At 39.4% G+C, this 25878-nt stretch carries 20 protein-coding genes; all 20 read left to right on the forward strand.

The features are described 5' to 3' along the window. Window position 1 precedes the first annotated feature (1 nt). The 20 genes from ACSV5T_RS07855 (at window position 2) to ACSV5T_RS07950 (ending at window position 25865) form a co-directional block, all read left to right on the forward strand. Window positions 2-721 carry an LptA/OstA family protein gene (locus ACSV5T_RS07855; RefSeq protein ID WP_438320725.1) on the forward strand — a complete coding sequence of 240 codons (720 nt, stop codon included), beginning with the start codon at window positions 2-4 and terminating at the stop codon, window positions 719-721. A 9-nt stretch (window positions 722-730) separates the two neighbouring features. Continuing rightward, window positions 731-1450 (forward strand): LPS export ABC transporter ATP-binding protein, encoded by a 720-nt coding sequence (gene lptB, locus ACSV5T_RS07860; protein ID WP_008715778.1) that lies wholly within the window; start codon window positions 731-733, stop codon window positions 1448-1450. A 9-nt stretch (window positions 1451-1459) separates the two neighbouring features. Next, complete coding sequence (locus tag ACSV5T_RS07865; protein WP_438320726.1) at window positions 1460-2551, forward strand: LptF/LptG family permease; 1092 nt, start codon at window positions 1460-1462, stop codon at window positions 2549-2551. Between the two features lie 87 nt (window positions 2552-2638). Beyond that, on the forward strand, window positions 2639-3853 hold the full coding sequence (locus ACSV5T_RS07870) for a DUF3084 domain-containing protein (protein WP_438320727.1): 1215 nt from the start codon (window positions 2639-2641) through the stop codon (window positions 3851-3853). Window positions 3854-3967: 114 nt separating this feature from the next. Continuing rightward, window positions 3968-4495 (forward strand): hypothetical protein, encoded by a 528-nt coding sequence (locus tag ACSV5T_RS07875; RefSeq protein ID WP_438320728.1) that lies wholly within the window; start codon window positions 3968-3970, stop codon window positions 4493-4495. Then, window positions 4485-5354 (forward strand): YitT family protein, encoded by an 870-nt coding sequence (locus ACSV5T_RS07880; protein ID WP_438320729.1) that lies wholly within the window; start codon window positions 4485-4487, stop codon window positions 5352-5354. Before ACSV5T_RS07875 ends, ACSV5T_RS07880 begins: the two co-directional genes overlap by 11 nt. Window positions 5355-5363: 9 nt before the next feature. Then, window positions 5364-5936, forward strand: coding sequence for a signal peptidase I (lepB, locus tag ACSV5T_RS07885; RefSeq protein ID WP_213467080.1), 573 nt, complete (start codon window positions 5364-5366; stop codon window positions 5934-5936). A gap of 612 nt (window positions 5937-6548) precedes the next feature. Next, window positions 6549-7811 carry an S-layer homology domain-containing protein gene (locus tag ACSV5T_RS07890; protein ID WP_303880180.1) on the forward strand — a complete coding sequence of 421 codons (1263 nt, stop codon included), beginning with the start codon at window positions 6549-6551 and terminating at the stop codon, window positions 7809-7811. A gap of 607 nt (window positions 7812-8418) precedes the next feature. Continuing rightward, on the forward strand, window positions 8419-9630 hold the full coding sequence (locus ACSV5T_RS07895; protein ID WP_156719774.1) for a putative porin: 1212 nt from the start codon (window positions 8419-8421) through the stop codon (window positions 9628-9630). 302 nt (window positions 9631-9932) lie between these two features. Next, window positions 9933-10745 carry a Cof-type HAD-IIB family hydrolase gene (locus ACSV5T_RS07900; protein WP_438320730.1) on the forward strand — a complete coding sequence of 271 codons (813 nt, stop codon included), beginning with the start codon at window positions 9933-9935 and terminating at the stop codon, window positions 10743-10745. A gap of 12 nt (window positions 10746-10757) precedes the next feature. Further along, window positions 10758-11672: an RNase adapter RapZ gene (gene rapZ / locus ACSV5T_RS07905; RefSeq protein WP_295781274.1), complete on the forward strand. Its 915-nt coding sequence runs from the start codon at window positions 10758-10760 to the stop codon at window positions 11670-11672. A gap of 12 nt (window positions 11673-11684) precedes the next feature. After that, window positions 11685-13034, forward strand: a complete 1350-nt coding sequence (locus ACSV5T_RS07910; RefSeq protein WP_295231336.1) for a gluconeogenesis factor YvcK family protein — start codon at window positions 11685-11687, stop codon at window positions 13032-13034. A 15-nt stretch (window positions 13035-13049) separates the two neighbouring features. After that, window positions 13050-13997: a DNA-binding protein WhiA gene (gene whiA / locus ACSV5T_RS07915; protein ID WP_105086207.1), complete on the forward strand. Its 948-nt coding sequence runs from the start codon at window positions 13050-13052 to the stop codon at window positions 13995-13997. Between the two features lie 12 nt (window positions 13998-14009). Further along, window positions 14010-17297 carry an ATPase gene (locus ACSV5T_RS07920; protein ID WP_438320731.1) on the forward strand — a complete coding sequence of 1096 codons (3288 nt, stop codon included), beginning with the start codon at window positions 14010-14012 and terminating at the stop codon, window positions 17295-17297. A 353-nt stretch (window positions 17298-17650) separates the two neighbouring features. Beyond that, complete coding sequence (locus ACSV5T_RS07925; protein ID WP_105090313.1) at window positions 17651-18601, forward strand: aspartate carbamoyltransferase catalytic subunit; 951 nt, start codon at window positions 17651-17653, stop codon at window positions 18599-18601. Next, complete coding sequence (locus ACSV5T_RS07930) at window positions 18585-19871, forward strand: dihydroorotase (RefSeq protein ID WP_039969456.1); 1287 nt, start codon at window positions 18585-18587, stop codon at window positions 19869-19871. The genes ACSV5T_RS07925 and ACSV5T_RS07930 overlap by 17 nt, the downstream gene beginning before the upstream one ends. Beyond that, window positions 19871-20938, forward strand: coding sequence for a glutamine-hydrolyzing carbamoyl-phosphate synthase small subunit (gene carA / locus ACSV5T_RS07935; RefSeq protein ID WP_005387324.1), 1068 nt, complete (start codon window positions 19871-19873; stop codon window positions 20936-20938). Before ACSV5T_RS07930 ends, carA begins: the two co-directional genes overlap by 1 nt. Window position 20939: 1 nt before the next feature. Further along, the gene (gene carB / locus ACSV5T_RS07940; protein ID WP_370815781.1) at window positions 20940-24140 is read left to right on the forward strand and encodes a carbamoyl-phosphate synthase large subunit; all 3201 of its coding nucleotides are present in this window, start codon (window positions 20940-20942) and stop codon (window positions 24138-24140) included. Between the two features lie 4 nt (window positions 24141-24144). Further along, window positions 24145-24912 carry a dihydroorotate dehydrogenase electron transfer subunit gene (locus ACSV5T_RS07945; RefSeq protein WP_370815782.1) on the forward strand — a complete coding sequence of 256 codons (768 nt, stop codon included), beginning with the start codon at window positions 24145-24147 and terminating at the stop codon, window positions 24910-24912. After that, window positions 24912-25865 carry a dihydroorotate dehydrogenase gene (locus tag ACSV5T_RS07950; protein ID WP_370815783.1) on the forward strand — a complete coding sequence of 318 codons (954 nt, stop codon included), beginning with the start codon at window positions 24912-24914 and terminating at the stop codon, window positions 25863-25865. Before ACSV5T_RS07945 ends, ACSV5T_RS07950 begins: the two co-directional genes overlap by 1 nt. The last annotated feature ends 13 nt before the right edge of the window (window positions 25866-25878 follow it).

Genomic DNA, 25878 nt, shown 5'->3' on the forward strand with positions numbered 1-25878 from the left:
AATGAATAAGAAAAAACAGATTGGTATGGCTATTTTGGCTATGCTTATGACAGCATCTGTTACAGTTTGGGCCGCAAATGATCCTTTGACTATTAGCGCAGATACATTATCTTATGATGGCAATACGGGAATGGCTGATGCAAAAGGTAATGTGGTAATTACTCAAGCTGATAAAACGATGACTGGTGCCAATGGATGGTATAATACAAAAACTCAAGAAGCAAATCTTGATGGTGGCGTATCTATGATTGGTTCTGATATGGCCATGTCTGCACAATCAGTGCACAGCTACAATAATAATAAATTCACTGCTAATGGTGGCGTTCATTTACAACGTAGCGATCGTCAAATTTTCGGTGATACAGTTGAATATAATACAGATACAGAGTATGGTCTTGTATCTGGCAATGCTCGTTTGATTGCAGAAGGCACTACTTTGACAGGTAATCAAGTTGAAGGGTGGCTAAAAGAAATTCGTGCAGTAGCACAGGGGGATGTGACATTCTCAAATCCAGAACGAAACGTATCTGGTTCTGCAGAACGAGCTACCTATACTCAAACACCAAATCAAAATGATGGAGTTGTACTCTTATCTGGCTCTGCTCATGCTGTTCAAAATGGTAATGTACTCAATGCACCAGAGCTTAAAATTCGTTTAGCTGATGATTCTGCCGAAACATTAGGTGGTCGTAGTACACTTATCATTGTTCCAAATCAATAAGGATTAAATATGTATATAGAAACCAAAAACTTAGTCAAAACCTTTAGCGGTCGCAACGTTGTAGACGGGGTTAGTTTACGCGTTGATAAGGGGCAAGTCGTTGGGCTTCTAGGTCCTAATGGGGCAGGGAAGACTACATCATTTTATATGATTGTAGGCATTGAACGACCTAGTTCTGGTATCATTACCGTTGATGGCAAGGATATTACCAATATCCCTATGTATAAACGAGCTGCTGAAGGTATTGGGTATCTTCCACAAGAAGCATCAATTTTTCGATCCATGACTGTTGAGGATAATATTCGTGCAATGTTACAAACAACATCAAAGAAATCTGATGAAATTGAAGCTATAGTGGAATCCCTCATTGAAGAATTTCATATCGGTCATGTTCGGGATCGTATGGGGATGCAACTATCTGGTGGTGAACGCCGTCGTGTAGAAATTGCTCGTTGCCTTGCGTTAGAACCGAATTTTATTCTTCTCGATGAACCTTTTGCTGGCGTCGACCCTATCGCGGTTGCTGACATTCAACAAATTATTTTGCATGTTAAAAATCGAGGTATTGGCATCTTGATTACAGACCATAATGTACGTGAAACATTAGGGATTGTAGACAAGGCTTATATTTTGAGTAGTGGTAAGATCCTCCTAGAAGGTACCCCTGAAGAAATTGCAAACGATCCAATCGCTCGTGAGCATTACTTAGGGGATAACTTTAGATTATAGGAGGGGATTATGAGATTATTAGATAAATATATATTAAAAGCCTTTGTAGGACCGTTCTTATTTGGGGTATTTGCTTTTACTAGTATTTTTATTGGTACGGGCACATTATTCAGAATTGCTCAATATATTACTGAATATGGGGCACCGTTAGTGCTCGTTATGAAAGCTTTTGTATTGGCTTTGCCAAGCATTGTTATCTTAACATTCCCTATGTCTGTATTATTGGCTTCTCTTATGACCTTTAGTCGTTTGAGTAGTACTAGTGAAATTGTTGTTATGCGTGCCGGTGGTCTTAGCTTTTTACGTTTAGCGATGCCGGTATACATCATCGCCCTCATTATCTCAATTGGCGCTGTTGCATTTAATGAATTTGTTGTACCACGCACAAATAATATGTATCAAACGATTGTGCGCGAACAGATTATGAAAAATGCATCGCCTCAAACACAAAATCATATTGTTTTAAAAACAATGAATGGTAATGATTTAGGCACATTAATGTATGCTAAAAGCTACAATGCGGAGACTAAACAGTTGTCTATGATTACAGTGCAACAATTTGGTGAAGGTGGCAAGCTACAACAGGTTGAAAATGCAGATACTGCTGTTTGGAATGGTCAATATTGGGTGATGCAAAACGGTATCATTTATGATATTTCCGCTGGTGATGGTGTAGAACGTACAATGAAGTTTAAGGAGCAATCTTTGCCAATTAAGTCTGCACCAAACGATATTCAACAAGATCAACGTAAACCAGAAGAATTAACAATCAAAGAATTACGTCATCAAATTAAAGCATATAAGGCCGCTTATACGAATGCCAATAAACTAGAAATGGAAATGTATCAACGCTTTACCATTCCATTAGCTAGCTTTGTATTTGCTCTTGTAGGTGCGCCATTAGGTCTTCAAAAGCAACGTTCTAGCTCATCTATTGGTTTTGGTATCAGTATTTTAATCATCTTTATTTATTATGGGGTGATGACATTTGCTGGTGCATTAGGTAAAGGTGGTGCATTGCCGACCGTATTTGCTGCATTAATTCCAGATACATTAGGTATTATTGCTGGCCTATATTTGAACTGGCGTGTATCTAAGTAACCTAGTATATGAAGAAATCAATTTGATTTACGAAATAATATATTTTCAAATTAAATAATTGTGTAATCTTATGAAAGGAGGGACTCGATGTTAGTAGGTGTTAAAATATTAGTTATTATCGCCCTTATGGGTGGACTTATTGCCTACATGGGGGATAAGTTAGGCACCAAAGTTGGTAAGCGTCGCATGTCCCTCTTTGGATTAAGGCCTAAACATACATCCATAATTGTTACTATCGTAACGGGTTTGTTAGTTGCTGCCGCTACAGTAGGTGTATTAACCATTACATCTCAAAGTGTTCGTACTGCTCTGTTTGGGATGGACCAGTTGCGAGCTGATATGAAGCAACTCAATGATGAGGTAGCGGCTAAGACGCAAGAGCTTATTCGAGGACAATCATTGCTTGAGCAAAATAAGCAAGAATTAGCAGAACGAATGGCTGAAATAGAGCAAATTCGTAAAGAGGTTGATGCAACAAAGGCTGAGTTGGCTAGTGCGCAGGCTGCTAAAGATGCGACTGAAGCTGAGTTAGCTACACTTCAAGCTTCATATGATGAAGTATCCAAAAAATTAGCTGATTTAGAGGCTACAAGAGCCAAGATGGAAGCTCATATTAAGGAGTTGCAAACAACGCAGGAACAGTTGCAAAATGGCATTATTCATTTGCGTGAAGGTACAATTCTTTTCCAAGTTGATCAATTATTGGCGCAAGCTGTTGTACGACCTGGTTTAAGTGAAGAAGATAGCCATGCAGCCATCAAAAATATTATTGATGATACTAATAAATTAGTATTACGTCGTCTTGGTATAGAAGATCAAGGTCAAGCTGTTGTGTATGTAGAACGTCAAAATATTGAGGTGGCTACACAAAAGCTTAATAATGCGAAGACTCCAATGGTGGTTCAAGTGGTAGCTGCTGGAAATATTATTGCTGGTGAACCAGCGGTAGCAGTTATCCAAGTTTACCCACAACAATTTATTTATAAAAATGGAGAAGTAATCCATTCTGCTGTAATGGATGGTGGTCCTAACGCTCAATCTGCTATGCTTCAATTCTTAAAGCAAGTAAATGAAAAGGCAAGAGAGAAAGGGATTATTCCAGATTCTTTGTCTGGTGATATCGGAACGATACCAGGGGATGATTTGTTTACTGCTATTCGTCGTATTGCTACAATGAATGGCAAGGTTCATGTGGAAGCGTATGTTGATGGTGATACATATTCATCTGGCCCTGTACATCTTAAGTTGCGTATTACTCAAATGCCTGTTTTTAATGATAAGGCTAAAATGCCAGCTTATTAAATTGAATAGTATTTTGGTTTATATACTTTAAATAAAGGTCTTATGTAATTTTTTACATAAGACCTTCGTTTTGTGTTAAAATATAAATGCTGTATTAGAAATGAGGATAGTAATATGACTGATACTACGTACATTTTGGCTGTAGATCCAGGCAATGAAAAAACAGGTGTAGCAATTGTAACACCTTCTGGTACTATGGTATGTCGTAAAATTATTATGACAAAACAGTTCAACCATGAAATTGAACGTATATTAACTGAATATTATGGTGTTGTTCATATGGTATGTGGAAATGGTACAAATCATAAATATTTATATCCATCTCTTCAACAAATTGGACGAAATCATAGAATTACAACTAGTTTAATTGATGAATCGCATAGTACGGAGGCGGCTAGAAAATTATATTGGCAATATAATCCTCCTACGGGATGGCGTAAGATTATCCCTACGTCTATGCAATTTCCTCCAGAACCTGTAGATGATTTGACCGCATTTGTTATTGGCTTGCGGTATACAAAACAGTTGAGCCAAGCTGCTAATGATATACAAAGTGATATGATTGACTCTAGTGAGTTGGAAGAAAAGAGACTACATGCTATGGAGCAGTTGTACGGTAAAGGAGAAGTGCATGACAAATGAAACTTCAACGCATAAGTGGTCAAATTTTATTATGCGTTGCTTAATGATGATTTTAGGCGCCCTAATTTATACTATAGGCTTAGATTTATTTTTAGTACCGAATAGTATTATCGATGGTGGTGTAGTTGGTATTTCCTTGATGGCTGCAGAGCTTTCTGGGATTTCCTTTAGTATTTTTGTCGTACTCTTTAACTTGCCTTTCTTATATCTTGGTTATAGAGCTAACGGTAAAAATTTTACATTTTCTACACTCTTCTCTATCGTATGGATGGCTATTTTTTCAACCTTTGCACATGATTTTACACCAATTACATCGGATCCGTTTTTGGGGGCTATCTTTGGTGGCATTATCTTAGGTATTGGGGTAGGTCTCATTATACGTAATGGCGGTTCTTTGGATGGCTCTGAAATTGTGGCAATCATCTTTGATAGACGCTCCACCTTCTCCGTTGGTGAAATTGTAATGGCCATGAATCTTATTATTCTTGGTGCCGCAGGTTTTGTATATAGTTGGAATAGTGCTATGTATTCTCTAATCGCTTATTTCATTGCTTATAAGATGATCGATATTACAATTACAGGCCTTGATGAATCTAAAGGGGTAATGATTATTACAGATGCAGAGAACTCTAAGAATCTTGCAGATGCATTAAATGCGAACCTTAATCGTGGTGTTACAATTATGTATGGTGAAGGGGGCTATTTAAAGCAACCTAAGCATGTTTTATATTCTGTAGTAACAAGACTTGAAATTATGAGGTTAAAAAATACTGTTTATGAAGTAGATCCATCGGCATTTATTACGATTCAAGATGTACATGATGTATTTGGTGGTAGATTTACAAAGAACGGTCATTAAGGGGTTAATATGAGTAATAAAATAGTAAAAGAAATATTAGATTGGATTTATGCCATTGTATTGGCATTAATTATTGCCATGGTAATTCATATTTTCTTGATTCAACCAACACGTGTATCTGGTGAATCAATGGAGGATACATTACACAATGGCCAATATTTAATTGTAACGAAATGGCATCATATTATGAATGAAATGCCAAATTATGGTCAAATTGTAATCATTGATAGTCGTGTTAATCGCGCACGTACTTGGGTAGATGATGTAGAAGAACCATTGATGAACTATGCATCAGTTTTTAATAAAGCTGCTCAAACTAATGATGTATGGGTTAAGCGCGTTATCGGTCGTCCTGGTGATGTATTAGAGTTTAAAGATGGTCATGTATGGCGTAATGGTGAACAATTACAAGAACCATATACCAAAGATACAAAAATGAATTATACACGTTCTACACCTGTTACAGTTCCTGAAGGACATGTATTTGTGATGGGGGATAACCGAAATCATTCTAGTGATAGTCGTTTCATTGGTCCTGTTCCAGTTGATCACGTCCTAGGTTTTGTATCCTATGCAATTTAATGCTTCTAAAAGCCTCTCTATAGTAGTAATTACTATAGAGAGGTTTTTTGTATTTAAATAATGGGGTATTTAAAGCTTAATATTATTAATGACATATTTTAAGAGCTAATATATGATGCATGGCATTGATAAGGTTATTACTAATATAAATTAGAGAGACAAAATAAAGATATTAATAATAGAAAAGAGGAATATAATAATATTTTAGGTCTGTATATTAGGATTACATATTAAATAATACAATATTTATTATTTTTAATAATTAAAAGTTGTAGGTTTATCATCTAAAATACATGAATTTTAGATAAATAAAATGAAATTGTACAAAATTTAATTTTAAAAAATGTAGGAGAAATCTATGTTTATAGGTTTATTTTTATTCATGAAAGAAATTTCATAAAATTTAGTTGTACAAAATGCTTTACAAAAAATTTGGACGGTGATATATTCTAATCACAGCAAGGCACCACTAATAAAGAGGTGAGACTGTGATAGAAAATATAGTCGAGGAAACGTGGACACTCCTAATATATCTTTCATAGTTATACCACTTATACAGTGAATGTCTTCTGATACTATAAATTCTTATTTATAAGAAAGAAGGAATTCATTATGAAAAAACAATTCGCAACAATTTTTGCAGCAACAGCAGTATTAGGTGTAACAACAGCATTCGCTGCAAACCCATTCTCCGATGTAACTCCAGATAGCTGGGCATACCAAGCAGTATCTCAATTAGCACAATCTGGTATCGTTAATGGTTACCCAGATGGTACTTTCAAAGGCCAAAACAATATCACTCGTTATGAAATGGCTCAAATGGTAGCTAAAGCAATGGCTAACCAAGATCGCGCTAATGCAGAACAACAAGCCATGATTAACCGCTTGGCAGATGAGTTCTCCAATGAGTTGAACAGTTTGGGCGTACGCGTATCTCGTTTGGAAGATCGCGTAGGTAATGTAAAAGTAACTGGTGATGCTCGTATCCGTTACCAAGGCTCTGAAGATAAAGGCGTTTATAAAGCTAATAGCAAATCCTTAACAGATGGACGTGCACGTGTTCAATTCAATGGTAAAGTTAATGATAAAACTGAAGCTGTTGTTCGTGTAAAAGGTAATTACGAATTCGGTGACTCCACAAAAGGTGCTGATGCGACAATCGATCGTGCTTATGTAGATCACAAATTTGGTAATAGCGTATCTGCTAAAGGTGGTCGTTTCCAACAAACAATTGGTGGCGGTTTAATGTACGATGATACATTTGATGGTGCTCAATTGAACGTAGGTAATGATAAAGTTCAAGTACAAGGTGCTTATGGTTACATGATGGCAGGCGCTGCTGATGGCAACTCCAAATCTGATAATCCTTCCGTTGCATATGTAGGTGTTAAAGGTAAAGTTGGTCAAGAATCCACAGTTGGTGGCTTCTACTCTAAATTGTCTAGCGGCAACTTGAATCATAACGGTTCTACAGTTAACTCTGATAGCCAAGACGTATACGGCTTCAATGCAGATTTCCGTAAAGACAAAGTTTGGGTTGGTGGTGAATGGTTGAAAGCTTCCAACGTAAATGATTCCCAAGCTTGGACAGCAGGTGTTGGGTATGGTAATTACGACATCGCTAAAAAAGGTACATGGGATGTAAAAGGTCAATACTTCAACCAAAAAGCTAACGCTCCAATCGTAAGTTCCACTTGGGATCAAGCATATGACTTAACAAATACATCTAATGGTTACAAAGGTTATATGGCTAGCGTAAACTACGCAGTACAAGATAACGTAGGCTTATCTGCAGGTTATGGTTTCAACTCTAAAGACCAAAAAGGTAATGATCTTTCCGATTTCTACCGTGCAGAATTAAACTACAAATTCTAATTCCCTCACAAACAAAAAAAGACTTCTTCGGAAGTCTTTTTTTGTTGTATATAAAGAGATAATATTTTCTTTTGTATATAATAGTATATATATAGTAAAATAAATCTATATATAGTAAAAGATAAAAATTTATTTGATTAGTATGTATATTGATCTATTCCACAATATATTGTATGAGGTGTTTATGAACTGTTTATGCATAAAATAGCTTTTTTCTAATTAATAGACATATTATTAATTAGAAATACTTAACAATATATATGATAATAAATCTCATTTAATATAAAAAAAGATAAATTTGATATTTTTAGTAAAAAAAAATATATCTCATAAACGTAGATAATAAGTGAATTTTAGGGCATTTTAAATTATAAAATTTTTATAATGAGAATGAAATTGAGAAAAAAGGGTTTACACGAAAATTTGGTTATGCTAATATCACCCTACAAGAAGTAACAAACACATGAAACGAAGAACTTCGATGTAGAATGTGGCGAGGAAACGTGGACACTCCCAGAAATTCTTATTCTGAAGAACAGAGTAGAATGTGAATGTTATGACTTGTAACATTTTATATTTCTATTTTTCAGAAAGAAGGAATTCAACTATGAAAAAACAATTCGCAGCAATTTTCGCAGCAACAGCAGTTTTGGGTGTAACTACTGCATTCGCAGCTAACCCATTCTCCGATGTAACTCCAGATTCTTGGGCATACCAAGCAGTTTCCCAATTGGCAAACGCTGGTATCGTTAATGGTTACCCAGATGGCACTTTCAAAGGCCAAAACAACATCACTCGTTACGAAATGGCTCAAATGGTAGCTAAAGCTATGGCTAACCAAGACCGCGCTAACGCTGAACAACAAGCTATGATCAACCGTTTAGCTGATGAATTCTCCAACGAATTGAACAACTTGGGCGTTCGTGTAGCTCGCTTGGAAGACCGCGTAGGTAACGTAAAAGTTACTGGTGATGCTCGTCTTCGTTACCGTGATGCTGAACATGAAAAATCCAAATTCGACGCTCGTGCACGTGTACAATTCAATGCAAAAGTAAACGATCGTACTGACGCAGTTGTTCGTTTGACTTCTGGCAACTTCGAATTGGGTAACTCCCAAAACGGTGGTAATGCAAACGCTACAATCGACCGCGCTTATGTAAACCATAAATTCGGCGAACGCGTATCCTTGAAAGCTGGTCGTTTCGGCCAAGTTATCGGTGGCGGCTTAGCATTTGATGGTACTTTCGACGGTGCTCAATTGAACGCTGGCAACGACAAAATTATGGCTCAAGCAGCTTACGGTTACATGGTATCCGGTGAAGCAGCTGGCTTAACTAAAGACCAAAACGTAACTAACACTTACCTTGGCTTAAAAGGTAAAGTAGGTAAACACACTATGGTTGGTGGTTTCTACGATCGTGTAAACCAAGATAGCACTAATGGTTACAAAAACATCTACGGCTTCAACGCTGATGCTAACTTCGACAAAGTTTGGGTTGGTGGCGAATGGTTGAAAGACTCCCACGTTGATGAATCTCAAGCTTGGACTGCAGGTCTTGGCTATGGCGACTACAACATCGCTAAAAAAGGTTCTTGGGATGTTAAAGGTCAATACTTCAACGCTAAAGCTAACGCTCCTATCGTTGATACTACTTACAACCACCTTTACACTACAAATGCTAAAGGTTGGATGGCTTCCGTTAACTATGCATTGCAAAACAACGTTGGCTTGTCCGCTAACTACGGTTTCGACTGGAAAACTCAAGACGGTGCTGATCTTAACGACTTCTACCGTGCAGACCTTAACTACAAATTCTAATTTGATAGTTAACCATATAAAAGAGACTCCTTCGGGAGTCTCTTTTTTTATGATTAATATATATTCCTATAATAAATTGATATGGAATACTCTTTATTATGCAATTTTGGTAACGTTAGACAATTTTAGATATTACATTTATTAGCTGTTATATTTATAAGTCATAAATTGTATGATTTATAAATACTGTTATTGGATTATGAAAATATTTTTATGTTAGTGCATTACTGCATATTCTATCTATATACGCACTATAAATGGTATAATAAAGAGTATTAGATTTTCTTGTGAAGGAGGTAAGAATGAATCCTTCTTTTTCTCATATAAAAATGGTCGCCATAGATTGTGATGAGACCTTGGTACGTAGTGATAATACGGTTTCTGAGTATACGGTAAATGTATTGCAGCGTTTACAGCAGAAGGGGATTAGTATAACTATTGCTACGGGGCGCATGTATCAGACAGCAAAACCAATTGGTACTGCATTACAGCTTGGTAATGTACCGATGATTTTATTTTCCGGTGGATTAATTCAGGAGTTAGAAACGGGATATAAGCTATTCGAACAAACGGTTCCTATCGATGTAGTACATCGCATTTTTGAACTCGGTCAACACTATGATTGGCATATACAATCGTATGTAGATGATCATTTATTATGCCATCATAGAAATTGGCAATCTGATCGGTATGAACAGCAAACTGGAGCTGTACCTGAGTTTTTAGGCGATATAATCTATACGCTTTCCACGGAACCTAATAAGCTTATTGCTATCGATACAGAAGAGGGCATTGATCGAATTATTGATATCTTAACGCCTTTAGTTGGTAATGAAGTTACATTGGTACGCAGTCAACGAGATTTTCTTGAAATCACTGCCCCTAATGTATCAAAAGGACGTGCATTAGCCCAATTAGCCATGGATAATAACATTGGTTTAGAACATATAATTTCTTTTGGTAATGCTGAAAATGATATTTCTATGCTTAGTGAAACGGGGTATTCAGTAGCTGTTTCAAATGCTGCGGAACATGTAAAAGCTGTGGCTCATGAGGTATGTGGTCATCATAATGAAGATGGTGTAGCTCACTGGATAGAAAAGAATCTTTTATAATGGAGTAAAACTATGGAAGCATTTCGTTTATTAATTGTTACAGGTATGTCTGGTGCCGGTAAAACGCAGGTACTTCAAGCATTAGAGGATATGGGTTATCTATGTATTGATAATATTCCTCCTGTACTTATTCCTAAGTTAAGTGAGATTTGTCGACAAGGTGGGGAACGTACAAACCGTGTGGCTTTAGTTGTAGATATTCGGGGCGGTGAATTCTTTGAAGCTCTTTCCTCCTCTCTTGAAACATTGAGAGAAATGAAGGTGGATTATGAAATCGTCTTTATGGATGCTACTGATGAGACTTTAATTAGACGATATAAAGAAAGTCGTCGTAGCCATCCGTTAGCTCCAGATGGAATGATTACTACAGGATTAAAAGAAGAGCGTCAAATTTTAAATTCTGTACGTCATAAAGCAGACTTTATTATTGATACAACTAATATGAAGACAGCTAGCTTGAAAGAGTATTTAAAAACTCGCTTTACTCAAGTAGACGAAGGTCATGGCATGTCTATTACAGTAGTGAGCTTTGGTTTTAAATATGGAATCCCTTTAGATGCTGATATGGTTTGGGATGTTCGATTCTTACCAAATCCATTCTATATTCCAGATTTCCGTCATAAAACAGGCCGTGTAAAAGCTGTAAATGAATATATTCATTCCTTTGAGGTTACAGAGGAATTTAAAAAGCGATACTTTGATACCATAGATTTTCTTGTGCCTAATTATGAGCAAGAAGGAAAATCTCAATTTATCGTGGCTGTAGGTTGTACTGGTGGTATGCATAGATCTGTGGCCATGGCAGAAGCATTATATTCCCATCTATTAGAAAAGGGGTATCGTGTTTCTGTAGAACATCGAGATATGATGAAAAATAATGTAGAAGAAGATTATAATCCTCATGAAATTAAAACACTTGGTAACTAGATAGGGGTTCTTATGTTGCGAAAAAGATGGTTTCGGTGGCTTATACCGGGCCTAAATATAAAACGTTGGCTTGCCCTATTTAGTTGTGGTGTAGGTCTTTTAATCATTGGCATTTCCTTGATGTTTAACTATCAATGGCTTGCCGTTCTTGAAGATGTTGTACTGGCCTTTTCCTATAATATGACGGGCTTTTATAATTATAATGTGCTCATTGCTGTGGGTGCAGTTATATTATCAATTGGCGCCGTTCTAATGCTAATCGGCACTAGTAAGGTTATTAAAACGATTATTCGTGCTGTATTGCCTAATCCTGATAGTAAGGTATCAGATATTATCTTCCAAAATATACGACTTGATAAAGGTCCTAAAATCGTTGTTATCGGCGGTGGTACAGGATTGTCTAACCTATTGCGTGGATTGAAAACACACACATCTAATTTATCAGCTATTGTTACAGTAGCTGACGATGGTGGTTCATCAGGTCGTTTACGGGAAGATTTTAAAATGATTGCCCCTGGTGACTTGCGAAACTGCTTGGTCGCATTAGCAGAACAAGAAGGGGTTATGGAAAATCTTTTCCGCTACCGCTTTGAAGGGGAAAATGAGCTATCTGGACATAGTTTTGGCAATCTCTTTATTACAGCACTTGCTCAAGTATACGATGGCGATGTGGAGGAAGCGCTTGAAGCAGCTAGTAAATTACTACGTGTACGCGGTCGTGTAATTCCTTCATCTACAGAGTTCATTAAATTGGTAGCTGAGATGACAGATGGTACCATTGTAGAAGGTGAAAGTAATATTCCAAACTCTGGTAAAACCATTCGCCATATGTATAGCGAACCGGCGCAACCAAAGCCGGAAGGTGCTGCGTTACGTGCTATCGATGAAGCAGATGTCATCATTTTTGGACCTGGTAGTTTATATACAAGTATCATTCCAAACTTGTTAACTGATAAAATTGCATCTCATATACGTGCTAGTAAGGCAAATAAAATTTATATTGCCAATGTTATGACTCAACCTGGAGAAACTTCAGGTTATACGCTTAGTGATCACGTAGAGGCACTCATCGCTCATGGTGGGGAAGGTATTGTAGATACTGTACTGGCAAACGATGGTCCACTACCAATTCAAATGGTAGAACAATATAGTGCCGTAGGTTCAGAGCCTGTAGCATTAGATACTAAGAAACTACAAGCTAAAGGGATTCGCACGATTCGGGCTACTTTAATTAGTCCGAAAAAGCCAGCTGTTCATGATCCAGAACGGTTGGGTAAAGTAATTATGGATATTGTTCACGCCATGCAATCGGATACTGAACCACATATCTTAGAGTATTATCTCCAACGAGATGATCATTAATGAGAAGGGATACCTATGTCATTTGCTGAAGATGTAAAAAATGAATTATGCCAATATGAATCCTCTAGTGATGCAGATGTGGCCATGAAAATTGAAGCGTCTTGCTTATTGCGCATGGGTGGATCTATCATTCTAGGGATGAAGGGCGCTGTTGGTATTAGATTAGCTACTGCAAATAATGCAGTAGCTCGTCGCTTGTTAGGCATTTTAAAGAAACAATATGAATTGCCTACCAATGTATTAGTACGACAAGGGCTTAACTTGCGTAAGAAAAATATGTACACCCTATCTGTGGAGCCATCCATAGAAGGGCGACAGGCTTTAGAAGATCTTGCTTTATGGCCTGTAACCGAACAAATCCCTCGTAGTTGGCTTAAATCCATGGAGGCACGACGTGCCTTTTTACGAGGTGCCTTTTTAGGTGGAGGCTCTGTTAATAAGCCACAAAGTGATTATCATCTTGAGTTTATGACCGGTAATGAGAATTTTGCAAAGGAAATTATTCACGTATTGCGGCTCTTTCACATTCATGCAGGATTGACGGAGCGTAAAGAAGAATATGTGGTATACCTTAAAGAAGGCGACGCAGTAACGAATTGCTTGCAGATTATGGGGGCTCAATCAGCCTTGATGGAGTTTGAAAATGTGCGCATTATGAAGACTGTGCGAAATCAAATCAATCGGCAAGTAAACTGTGAGACCGCTAATTTACAAAAGGTTGTAGATGCTGCAGTACGTCAGGTAAAAGCAATTCGAATCATCGATAGAGAAATTGGCATTGATGCATTGCCTGACAAGTTGAGGATTGTAGCCAGACTGAGATGGGACAATCCAGAAGCGAGCTTAAAAGAGCTAGAAGAATTGATGGATGGCGAATTATCCAAGTCGGGTATTGGCCATCGTTTAAAGAAAATCGAAGCATTAGCACTTACGTATGACCCTATGGGGCTTGAAGAAATATAGAGGTATTAATATATGTTTTCTTATAAATCAAAATATTGTATAGCTGCGGCCATGGCCGCCATGGCTGCGCTTACAGGCCATGTAGAGGCTCGTGATATAGATTTACAATCAATTGGATATTTTCAGTTTTCTCCGTTGCCACCAAGCTTGGTGTCTCAAACGGATACATTGCTATTATCGGATAGCCCTGAATATGTAGGACCAGTAGGCGGTACACTTAGTGCTGGTACTATTAATGGGAATGGCCGCATTTATTTTTATCACGTAAATGAAATGGATCAGCCCCATAAGATTGCTATCGTACTAGAAAATCAAACGGCATATCCTAATACTGTTCATGTAATGAGACAGTTAAAATCTGTGGCAACGCCAGATTATTTTGCTGCTGGTCGCGATTTATCCCGCAAGGATTTAGAGCATCCTTTAGATGAAAGTCCAAATGCGAGACCATTATACTCCCTAAGCATTCCTCCCCAAGGGCGTCAATTAATCTTTACTGATTTGGAAAATACACCGGTATATCAAGATGCGTTATTTACAGGCATTGTAGATATTAAAACAGAGGCGCCAATCTTTGCCCGCGTTATGATGCTACCTATGGGCATGGATGCCGTCGATGCATCACATTGGGCTAAGAACTTACCTATTGATGAAATTCAATTGCGCGGTACATATACTGGTTCAAAGCGTAATATGGAGGTTACTACACCTTTTGATACTGCCTTAGGCGGTGCTTTTGTTGAAGTTGGTAACGACCGTGAGGATGCCTTTATCAATGGTGTAGATGAAATGCAAAATAAAGCATTTGTTCGTGACCGTGGTAACTATGGTGTTTCATACACTTTAAAAATTCCTACAAAGGGTAATGAACCGTTTAGATTGTATTTTAACCCTCTTGGTGGGCCATATTCTGGCTCCTTTACGGTAAAAGCACTTCATCAACAAGGTGCCCGTAGAGGTCAAACCGATACGCGTACCTATCATATCGGTGGTGCTGATGGGATTACTGCACTAGGGGACGGTACTATATTAGATAGCCGTCTTATGGGTAATTATAATGCAGGCGATTTGTTAACATTAAACTTCATGCCGGCAGGTGCATCTAATTTGCCAATACGATTCTTATTGATTCCTGAATCTCTTGCAAATCCGCAAAAACATCAGACTATTGCGGTCAATGTACCAAAAGATGTAACAGACAGTTTGGGTCATCCAACGCAAAGTGGTACACAAATTCCTGTAGGCCCTATCAATGGTAAAGATACTAATAAGGGAACTGTAGATACATCTAAATCTACTTTGACTCCTGCAAAACAGGCAGAAACAATTGCTCACGAAGAAACAAAAAAATTGAGCGATAAAGCTGCGGCTGATGCTAAAAAAGAGGCACAACTTAAAAAAGCGAAAGAAGCTGAGGAAGCATTAGCTCGTAAAAAAGCGGAAGAAGCCAAATTAGCTGCCGAAAAAGCAGAAATAGCACGCAAGGCTGCAGAAGCTAAACATGCTGAAATTGAGCGTAAAATGGCTGAGAAAGCCGAAGCTGATCGTAAGGCTGCCAAGTTGAAGGCTGCTCAAGAGGCGCAAGCTGCTAAAGACAAAGCGGCCTTAGAAGCGAAAAAAGCTGAGGAAATGCGACAAGCAGAAGAGGCTAAACGCTTAGAGGCAGAAAGAAAAGCTGAGCTTGATCGAAAGGTAGCTGAAGCTCGTAAGGCTGAAGAAGAACGTAAAGCTGAAATGGCGCGTATTGAAGCTGTTAGAAAGACGGAAGCCGATCGTTTAGAGGCAGCACGTAAAGCGGAGGAAGCTCGTGTAGCGGCTGAAGCAAAACGTCTTGAAGAAGAACGCAGAATTGAAGCGGCTCGTATTGAAGCAGCACGAAAGGCAGAAGAAGCTAGACAGGCCGCTGAAGCTAAGGCACGTTTTGAAGCACAACGGGCAGCAGAAAAGGCCGCTTTAGAAGCGAAAAAAGCTGAAGAAGAACGTTTAGCTGCTGAAGCAAAAGCACGTTTAGAAGCACAACGAAAAGCGGAACAAGAAGCATTGGAAGCACGCCGTACCGAAGAAGCACGTAAAGCAGCCGAAGCAAAAGCAGCACTAGAAGCCCAACGTGCAGCTGAACAAGCTGCATTAGAAGCGAAACGTCAAGAAGATGCTCGTAAAGCAGCAGAGGCAAAAGCTGCCTTAGAAGCACAACGTATTGAAGCAGCAAGAAAAGCTGAGGAAGCGCGTCGTGCAGAGGAAGCGCGCAAGGCAGAAGAGGCTCGGATCGAAGCCGCTCGTAAAGCTGAGGAAGCGCGTCGTGCAGCAGAGGCTAAACGTGCTGAAGAAGCTCGTAAGGCTGAAGAAGCTCGAATTGAAGCGGCTCGTAAAGCTGAACAAGCTCGTTTGGCAGAAGAAGCACGAAGAGCAGAAGAAGCACGTCGTTTAGAAGCGGCTAGACTAGAGGCACAACGCAAGGCTGAACAAGAACGTCTCGAAGCGGCCCGTAAAGCCGAAGAAGCCCGCGTTGCTGCTGAAGCAAAACGTCAGGAAGAATTACGTAAAGCCGAGGAAGCTCGAATCGCAGCTGAAGCAAAACGGGCAGAAGAACTTCGTAAGGCTGAGGAAGCTCGAATCGCAGCCGAAGCAAAACGTGCAGAAGAGGCTCGTAGAGCAGAGGAAGCGCGTCGCATAGAAGAAGCTAGACGAGCCGAAGAAGCGCGTAAAGCAGAAGAAGCACGTATAGCTGCTGAGGCACGTAAGGCTGAACAAGCTAGATTGGCTGCAGAACGAGCAGAAGCTGAACGTCAAGCAGCAGAGGCAAAACGTATTGCTGAAGAACGTTACCAAGCTCATTTAGAAGCGGAACGCAAAGCAGAAGAAGCTCGTCAACAGGCACTTGCACAAGCTGAAGTGGAACGTAAAGCAAAAGAACGAGCTGAAGCAATTCAACGTGTTAAAGATCAGCAAGAAAATGCTCGTCGTCGTGCAGAGCTTGCACGTCAACAAATTGAAGCAGAACGTAAGGCTGCCCAAGCAGCTAAGACAGGACCTTCCTTCAGTGAACTTGATGACGTCCACGAAGATACTCCTTCCGTATCGATTCCGAATGCTGTATCTATTGATGAATTGACTAAACCAAGACCGACTGCATCTCAAAATACACGTCGTCGTGATCAACGTCAACCTCAACAAAATCAACAATATGTACAACAAAATCCAATGACTAATGGTCAACAAGGTCAAGCACCTTATGGTTCACAGCAAGATCAACAAAATGATGATCAAAATCCACCAAAACTGTATCCTATGAATCGATAATGTACGATTGTAATAATAGAAACTATTAATGTCTAATCATAGATTCCTTGGGTTCTGACAATTACTTAAATATTGAGAGGACAAGCCACTTTACTGGGCTTGTCCTCTTTTTAAAATACTTATGAACTTTCGCTTTTACATTGACTTTCAAGGGCAGATTCAGTACAATAAATAAAGAAAATGCACCTATGGTACGAGAGACCATTGCATAGTACAAAACCTTTTAATTTAGTCCAGAGAGGCTGAGAAAGGAATATAGTTGAAGCGCCCCCATAAGGGCTTCTTTGTGCAAACTATTTGACCTTTTGCCCTGGGCAAAAGGTCTTTTTTGTTACGTGAGTTAGGAGGAAATCATGGGACAAGTTAGCCTAAAAGGCAAACATTTATTGGGTTTGCAAAATGTGTCACCTGAAGAAATCAAATTGATTTTGAATGTGGCAAAGAAAATGAAGAAAATCGTTCTTTCTGATGATAAGAAGGTTCCACTTTTAAAGGGGAAATCCATTATTAACCTTTTTATGGAGCCTAGTACTCGTACCCGTAGTTCCTTTGAATTGGCCGGTAAATATTTAGGGGCTGACGTTATTAATCTTTCTCCAAGCGGTTCTTCCATGGGGAAAGGTGAAAGCTTCCGCGATACCTTGCTAACTATGTCCTATATGGGCACAGATGCTATCGTAATGCGTCATAGTGCAGAAGGGGCTCCTCTATATGCCACAAAAGCAGTAGATCCTATCATTATCAATGCTGGTGATGGTGCTCATGAACATCCAACACAAGCTTTGTTAGATATGTATTCCATCTTAGAGAAAAAAGAATCTATTGAAGGCTTAAAAATTGTTATCTTAGGCGATATTATGCATAGCCGTGTAGCAAGATCTAATATTTATGGCCTTACTAAAATGGGTGCTAAAGTACATTTGGCTGGTCCTCGTACTATGGTATATCCAGAGCTCGAAAAATTAGGTGTTACCGTACACCACGATATTCGTGAAGCAGTGGCTGATGCAGATGTGGTTAACGTACTTCGCATTCAATTAGAACGTATTCATTCTGCGTTGTATCCTACAAATAGAGAATATGCACGTATCTTTGGTATTAACAATGATGTATTGAAATTGGCTAAAGATGATGTAATGGTAATGCATCCAGGTCCTATGAACCGTGGCCTTGAAATTGCACCAGATGTAGCATATTCTGATCAATCCGTAATTCAAGAACAGGTACGTAATGGCGTAGCTGTACGTATGGCTGTATTGTACTTAACTATTATCGGAGGTGACGGTAGTGAGCTTGCTTATTAAAAATGGTACGGTAGTTAATCCGGCAAAAAAACAAAACGAAGTAGCAGACGTTCTCGTAAAAGATGGTAAAATTGCAGCCATCGGTCAAAACTTAAGTGCTGAAGGCGCTGAAGTATATGATGCAACAGGTCTTATCGTAGCACCTGGTCTTATCGATATTCACACACATTTGCGTGAACCAGGCCAAGAAGCTAAAGAAGATTTCCACTCTGGTACACAAGCGGCTGCTGCTGGTGGTTTCACACGTGTAGTCACTATGGCTAATACAAACCCAGTTGTAGATAATGCTGCACTTGTAAGAGGTTTACAAAAACAGGCTGAACTCACTGGCGTTGTGAAAGTAGAATTTATTGGTGCTGTATCCAAAGGCCTAGAAGGTAAGGAACTTGCTGAAATGGGCGATATGGCTGAAGCTGGTGTAGTAGCTTTCTCCGATGATGGCCATTATGTAGAAAATGCTGCATTTATGCGTCGTGCCTTAGAATACTCCTCCATGTTTAATAAAATGGTTATCGACCATGCAGAAGATATTACATTGACTAAAAATGGTCATATGCATGAAGGTATCGTTTCCTATGAACTAGGTGTTATTGGTCGTCCTGCAGTAGCTGAAGATTTAGCGGTTGCTCGTGATATTTTGTTATCTGAAATGACAGGCGGTCACATTCATATTGCACACGTAAGTAGTAAAAATACAGTGGACATGGTTCGTCGCGCAAAAGCAAAAGGTCTTAATGTAACATGTGAAGTTACAAGCCAACATTTATCTTTCACAGATGAATATTTACGCGAATACAATCCAGCGTTTAAAATGGCTCCTCCAATTCGCTCCGAAGATCATCGTCAAGCATTATTAGAAGGCTTGAAAGATGGCACAATCGATGCAATTATTACAGACCATGCACCGCATGCATATGAAGAAAAAGACCATGAGTTCTGCTGTGCTCCTAATGGTTTCAGTGGTCTCGAAACATCTTTAGCAGCGGTTATTACCAATGCGTATGGTCCAGATAAACTCAGCATTGACCAAGTTGTGTACTATATGAGTACACGTCCAGCTGAATTAATGCGTCTTGATGCAGGTGTTCTTGAAGTTGGTAAACCAGCAGATATTACTGTATTCTCTACAACTGAAGAATGGACAGTAGATCGAAATAAATTCTATACAAAAGGCAAAGTCAGCCCATTTGATGGTATGACTGTTACAGGTAAGGCCAAACTCACAGTAGTTGATGGCAAAGTAGTTATGAAGGAGGGCGTAGTCTTATAATGAAAGGCAAGTTAGTTCTTGAAGATGGTTCCGTGTTTGAAGGTTCCTTATTAGGTGGCGCTCCAACAGTAGGCGAAGTTGTATTTAACACAGGTATGACAGGGTATCAAGAAATCTTGACTGATCCATCCTATGCGGATCAAATTATTACATTAACATATCCTTTGATCGGTAATTATGGTACATTGAATGCTATTACTCAAGGCCCTAAACCATATTGTAAAGGCTTTATCGTAGGAGAACTGTGTGATTTCCCATCTAACTGGCAAAATGAAGGCTTATTTAGCGAGTATCTTCGTTTACACGGCATCCCTTGCCTTTATGATGTAGATACACGTGCTATTACACGTGTACTTCGTAACCATGGCGTAATGAAAGGCGTACTTGTACGTTCTGATTACCCTATGGAAGATATTCAAAAATTATTTAAACAAGACTTGCCAACAGATCAAGTTATGCGTGTAACTACAAAATGGCAAGGTATGCGTGGCGATAAAAATGCAGAGTTCCATGTAGCTGTAATGGACTATGGTGTAAAGGAAAATATCCTTCGCTCTTTAGAAGCAGCTGGTTGTCGCCTAACAGTATTCCCTGCAGATGCTAAGGCTGAAGATGTATTGGCAGCAAATCCAGATGGTGTATTCTTATCTAACGGCCCTGGAGATCCTCAAGATCTTGGCTATGCTGTAGAAGAAGTAAAGAAATTATTCGGTAAAAAGCCTATCTTCGGCATTTGCATGGGCCATCAAGTATTGGCTCAAGCCTATGGTGGTACAACATTTAAATTAAAATTTGGTCACCGGGGCTCTAACCATCCAGTACAAGATTTACGTACAGGCCGCGTATATATTACATCTCAAAATCATGGCTATGCAGTAGATGATACTTCCTTGCCAGACTTTGTAGAAATTACACATCGCAGTGTAAATGATGGTACTGTAGAAGGTATGCGTCATAAAGAATTACCTATCTTCTCTGTACAATATCATCCAGAAGCATCCCCAGGACCTACTGATAATCTATATTTATTTGACGAATTTGAAGACTTAATGAGAAAGGGAAAATAATATGACCACAGAAGCAAAAAAAGTACTTGTAATTGGTTCTGGTCCAATTATTATCGGCCAAGCTGCAGAGTTTGACTATGCTGGTACACAAGCATGCCGTTCCCTTCGTGAAGAAGGTTATAAAGTAGTATTGGTTAACTCCAATCCTGCTACAATTATGACCGATACAGATATTGCAGACCGCGTATATGTAGAACCGATTAGTCTTGAATTCGTAACAGAAGTAATTAAAAAAGAACGTCCTTGGGGCTTATTGGCTACATTGGGTGGCCAAGTAGGTCTTAATATGGCCGTACAATTGTCTGAAGCTGGCGTATTAGAAGAATACGGTGTAAAACTTCTAGGTACAACTCTGGAAGCTATTAAACAAGCTGAAGACCGTGAGCTCTTCAAAGAAGCGATGAAGGAAATCAATCAACCAGTTCCTGAATCTGATATCTTTAACGATCTTGAAGAAGCCGTAGCCTTTGCTAATCGCATTGGTTATCCTATCATCATCCGTCCTGCTTACACATTGGGCGGTACTGGGGGCGGTATTGCGCATAACGAAGATGAAATGTATGAAATCACACGTCGTGGTTTGAAACTTTCACCAATTCACCAAATCCTAGCAGAACGTTCTGTAGCAGGCTGGAAAGAAATCGAATACGAAGTAATGCGCGATAGTGCAGATAACTGTATCATCGTATGTAATATGGAAAATATCGACCCTGTAGGCGTACATACTGGTGACTCCATCGTTGTAGCACCTAGCCAAACATTGAACGATATTCAATACCAAATGCTTCGTACTGCATCTGTAGAAATCATTCGTTACTTGAAAATCGAAGGTGGTTGTAACGTACAATACGCTTTGAATCCAAATAGCAATGAATATATCGTTATCGAAGTAAACCCTCGTGTATCCCGTTCCTCTGCATTAGCATCTAAAGCAACTGGTTATCCAATTGCGAAGGTAGCTGCAAAAATTGCAGTAGGCATGACATTGGATCAAATTACAAATGCTGTAACAGGCGAAACAAAAGCATGCTTCGAGCCTACTCTGGACTATGTAGTAACTAAGTTCCCACGTTGGCCATTTGAAAAATTCAATTTGGCAGACCGCACATTGGGCACTCAAATGAAGGCTACTGGCGAAGTTATGGCTATCGACCGCTCCTTGGAAGGCTCCTTGCTTAAAGCAATTCGTTCCTTGGAAATTGGTTTAGACCATATTGAGCTTAAGAAAATCTCTCATGAGTCCATGGAACAATTGATTGAACGTTTGCATTTAGTAGATGATGAACGTATCTATGTTGTAGCAGAAGCACTTCGTAAGGGCATTAGTGTAGAGAAAATTCATTACATTACAAAAATTGATACATTCTTTATTGAAAAAATTAAAAATATTGTTAATGTAGAAAAAGCATTGGCTGAACATGGCTTAACAGAAGAAGTATTGCGCAAAGCAAAACGTTATTCCTTCACTGATTCTGTTATCGCTCGTTATGCTAATACAACGGTAGATGAAGTTCGTGCAAAACGTAAAGAATGGAACATACTTCCAACATATAAATATGTAGATACATGTGCTGCCGAATTCGAATCTAAAACACCGTACTACTACAGTGCTTATGCACAAGAAGACGAAGTTAAACCACTCGGTGAAAAATCCGTTGTCGTACTTGGTTCCGGTCCGATTCGTATCGGTCAAGGCGTAGAGTTTGACTACTGCTCCGTACATTCCTCTTGGGCACTTCGTAAAGCGGGTTACCAATCCATTATGATCAACAATAACCCAGAAACAGTGTCTACTGACTTTGATATTTCTGATTCCTTGTACTTCGAACCATTAACAGTGGACGATGTAATGGAAATTATCGATAAAGAAAAACCAGCTGGCGTTATTGCTCAGTTTGGTGGTCAAACAGCAATTAACTTGGCAGGTCCATTAGCTAAGCGCGGTGTAAAAATCCTTGGTACATCCGTAGATAGCATCGATATGGCAGAAGATCGTGAACGCTTTGATGAATTGTTGGCAAAACTTGGTATTCCACGTCCAGTAGGTGCGCTTGTAACCTCTGATGAAGAAGCACAAGCAGCAGCTAAAAACTTGAAATATCCATTGATTGTACGTCCTTCTTATGTATTGGGCGGCCGTGCTATGGAAATCGTATACAACGATAAAGAGCTTGATGTATACATGAAGGAAGCCGTAGTTGCATCCAAGGAACATCCTGTTCTTATCGACCGTTATATGGTTGGTATGGAGGTAGAGGTTGACGCTATTTCCGATGGTACTGACGTATGTATCCCTGGTATTATGGAACAAATCGAACGCGCCGGTGTTCACTCTGGTGACTCCATGGCCGTTTATCCTGCTCAACATTTGAGCCAAGAATTGATTGATCAAATTGTGGACTATACACGTCGTATTGCAGTAGGCCTTAATGTTAAAGGTGTACTTAATATTCAATATATCGTGGCTGACGGTGAACTTAACGTAATCGAAGTTAACCCTCGTTCTAGCCGTACTGTACCATTCATTTCTAAGGTTACAGGCATCAATATGGTAGAATGTGCAACGCGCATTGCTCTTGGTGAAAGCTTAAAAGATTTGGGCTTGCCACTTGGTCTTGTGCCTAATAAACCATATGTAGCTGTAAAAGCACCTGTATTCTCCTTCTCCAAAATGGGCCTTGTAGAAATCGCTCTTGGACCTGAAATGAAATCTACTGGTGAAGTTATGGGTATTGGTCGTACTTATTCTGAAGCATTGTTTAAAGCTATCAATGGTGCCAATATGCGTATCCCAGAAGATGGTACAATTCTTATGACCGTAGCAGACCGCGATAAAGAGGAAGCTAGCCAATTGGCAAAAGGCTTCATCGAATTGGGCTATCACATCGAAGCAACTGGTGGTACTGGTAAATACTTCAAAGAACATGGCGTTGACTGCAAGGTAGTTAACAAAATTTCTGAAGGTGATGACAACTGTGCTGACCACATTCGCCAAGATAAAGTCGATCTTGTACTTAACACATTGACTGCAGGTAAACGCCCAGAACGTGAAGGCTTCCAATTGCGTCGTCTCGCTGTAGAAATGGGTACACCATGCTTAACAAGCCTTGATACAGCTCGTGAAGTATTGCGCGTTGTAGCTAATCGTAAAGATGATGCTAACTACAATGTAGAAGCATTACAAGATTTTGAATTGGAGTAAAACCATGAGTGGCTATGTAGAACAGGGCGAAGTCGTTCGCAATGAGCAAATAGGCTCTGATGTGTGGATTATGGATATTCACGCACCAAAACAAGCAGCAGAAGTAAAGGTAGGACAGTTTTGTAATGTTCGCGTAGCGGACTCTACGGCGCCGTTATTGCGTCGCCCTATTAGCTATGCTGGATTCGATGCACAAAAGGGTATTATTACCCTTTTGTATCGCGTCGTAGGTAAGGGGACTGAAATTATGACACGTCTCGTACCTGGCGATACACTAGATTGTTTAGGACCTTTAGGTGAACCATTTGTAACATCTAAGAATATGCTTCTCGTTGGCGGTGGCGTTGGCATTGCACCAATGCTATGTATCGCATCCCATTTGAAAGAAGGGGAAGAGGCACAAGTTATTCTTGGTTTTAGAAATGAAAGCGAAACCTTCTGGGCAGATCTATTCAAAGATACGCCTGTTAAAGTGCACATCACAACTGATGATGGTAGCGTAGGTACGAAAGGGTTCCCTACAGCAATCATGCCTGAGCTGATTAATGCTAATACTTTCACATCTGTTATGACTTGCGGTCCTACACCGATGATGAAAGGTGTGGCACAAGTAGCGAAAGAGCTCAACGTACCTTGCCAAGTATCTCTTGAAGAACGTATGGGCTGTGGCACTGGTGGTTGTTTAGGTTGTGCTTGTGATGGTGCAGGTGGCAAACGTTACAAAGTTTGTAAAGATGGTCCTGTATTCCCAGCTGAGGAGGTGTTCTTTTAATGAGTGAACGCGATTTAAATAACACCGTTACGCCTAATCCAAAGCTTGCCGTTGATTACTGCGGTATTAAGATGAAAAATCCTATTATTGCTGCATCTGGCACCTTTGGTAATGGTCCTGAGTATGCTGGTTATTTAGACCTTAGTAATGAGGTAGGTGCTATTTCCGTAAAAGGTTTAACACCTAAAGGTCGTCATGGCAATCCAGGAACTCGTATCGCAGAAACACCGTCTGGTGTCTTAAACTGTATTGGCCTTGAAAATCCTGGGGCAGAACATTTTGTAACAGATATTTTGCCAGACCTCAAGAAATACGATGTACCATTGTTAGCGAATATGTCTGCTGGCACGGTAGAGGAATTTGCATGGATGGCAGAAACTCTATCTGTAGATGGTATTGCGGGCCTCGAGGTTAATGTATCTTGTCCAAATGTTGCTTGTGAAGGCATGGCGTTTGGTGTAGATCCTAAGGTAGTAGAACAAGTAACTAAAGCTGTTCGTAAGGTAACAGATAAGCCTGTTATTGTAAAACTTTCACCGAATGTAACTGACATTGTGGAAATCGCAAAGGCTGTAGAAGCTGGTGGCGGTGATGGGGTAAGTCTCATCAATACAATTCTTGGTATGGCCATAGATATCCATCGTCGTAAACCTGTTTTGGGTAATATTTATGGTGGTTTATCTGGGCCAGCTGTGAAACCGGTAGCACTTCGCATGGTGCACCAAGTGTATAAAGGGGTTAATATTCCTATTATGGGCCTTGGTGGCATTATGACAGGTACTGATGCTATTGAATTTATGATGGCTGGTGCTCAAGCAGTTCAAGTTGGGGTTGCTACGATGGTAGATCCAACAGCTATTTCTCGTATTGCTCGAGAAATGGGCGATTATGTGGAACAATATAATCTTAACAGCATTACTGATATAGTAGGTGCTGTACATCAAGAGAAATAATAGTTTATATTTG

The sequence above is a fragment of the Veillonella sp. ZSJB6 genome, assembly GCF_051549505.1.
Lineage (GTDB): Bacteria > Bacillota > Negativicutes > Veillonellales > Veillonellaceae > Veillonella.

Excerpts from the sequence above, each read along its gene's own strand:
- ACSV5T_RS07900 (WP_438320730.1), top strand. The coding sequence starts at position 9,933 with ATGAATCCTTCTTTTTCTCATATAAAAATGGTCGCCATAGATTGTGAT.
- ACSV5T_RS07945 (WP_370815782.1), top strand. The coding sequence starts at position 24,145 with ATGAGTGGCTATGTAGAACAGGGCGAAGTCGTTCGCAATGAGCAAATA.
- ACSV5T_RS07875 (WP_438320728.1), top strand. The coding sequence starts at position 3,968 with ATGACTGATACTACGTACATTTTGGCTGTAGATCCAGGCAATGAAAAA.
- ACSV5T_RS07855 (WP_438320725.1), top strand. The coding sequence starts at position 2 with ATGAATAAGAAAAAACAGATTGGTATGGCTATTTTGGCTATGCTTATG.
- rapZ (WP_295781274.1), top strand. The coding sequence starts at position 10,758 with ATGGAAGCATTTCGTTTATTAATTGTTACAGGTATGTCTGGTGCCGGT.
- carA (WP_005387324.1), top strand. The coding sequence starts at position 19,871 with ATGAAAGGCAAGTTAGTTCTTGAAGATGGTTCCGTGTTTGAAGGTTCC.
- ACSV5T_RS07925 (WP_105090313.1), top strand. The coding sequence starts at position 17,651 with ATGGGACAAGTTAGCCTAAAAGGCAAACATTTATTGGGTTTGCAAAAT.
- lptB (WP_008715778.1), top strand. The coding sequence starts at position 731 with ATGTATATAGAAACCAAAAACTTAGTCAAAACCTTTAGCGGTCGCAAC.
- ACSV5T_RS07950 (WP_370815783.1), top strand. The coding sequence starts at position 24,912 with ATGAGTGAACGCGATTTAAATAACACCGTTACGCCTAATCCAAAGCTT.
- ACSV5T_RS07865 (WP_438320726.1), top strand. The coding sequence starts at position 1,460 with ATGAGATTATTAGATAAATATATATTAAAAGCCTTTGTAGGACCGTTC.
- ACSV5T_RS07880 (WP_438320729.1), top strand. The coding sequence starts at position 4,485 with ATGACAAATGAAACTTCAACGCATAAGTGGTCAAATTTTATTATGCGT.
- carB (WP_370815781.1), top strand. The coding sequence starts at position 20,940 with ATGACCACAGAAGCAAAAAAAGTACTTGTAATTGGTTCTGGTCCAATT.
- ACSV5T_RS07895 (WP_156719774.1), top strand. The coding sequence starts at position 8,419 with ATGAAAAAACAATTCGCAGCAATTTTCGCAGCAACAGCAGTTTTGGGT.
- whiA (WP_105086207.1), top strand. The coding sequence starts at position 13,050 with ATGTCATTTGCTGAAGATGTAAAAAATGAATTATGCCAATATGAATCC.
- ACSV5T_RS07890 (WP_303880180.1), top strand. The coding sequence starts at position 6,549 with ATGAAAAAACAATTCGCAACAATTTTTGCAGCAACAGCAGTATTAGGT.
- ACSV5T_RS07910 (WP_295231336.1), top strand. The coding sequence starts at position 11,685 with ATGTTGCGAAAAAGATGGTTTCGGTGGCTTATACCGGGCCTAAATATA.
- ACSV5T_RS07920 (WP_438320731.1), top strand. The coding sequence starts at position 14,010 with ATGTTTTCTTATAAATCAAAATATTGTATAGCTGCGGCCATGGCCGCC.
- lepB (WP_213467080.1), top strand. The coding sequence starts at position 5,364 with ATGAGTAATAAAATAGTAAAAGAAATATTAGATTGGATTTATGCCATT.
- ACSV5T_RS07870 (WP_438320727.1), top strand. The coding sequence starts at position 2,639 with ATGTTAGTAGGTGTTAAAATATTAGTTATTATCGCCCTTATGGGTGGA.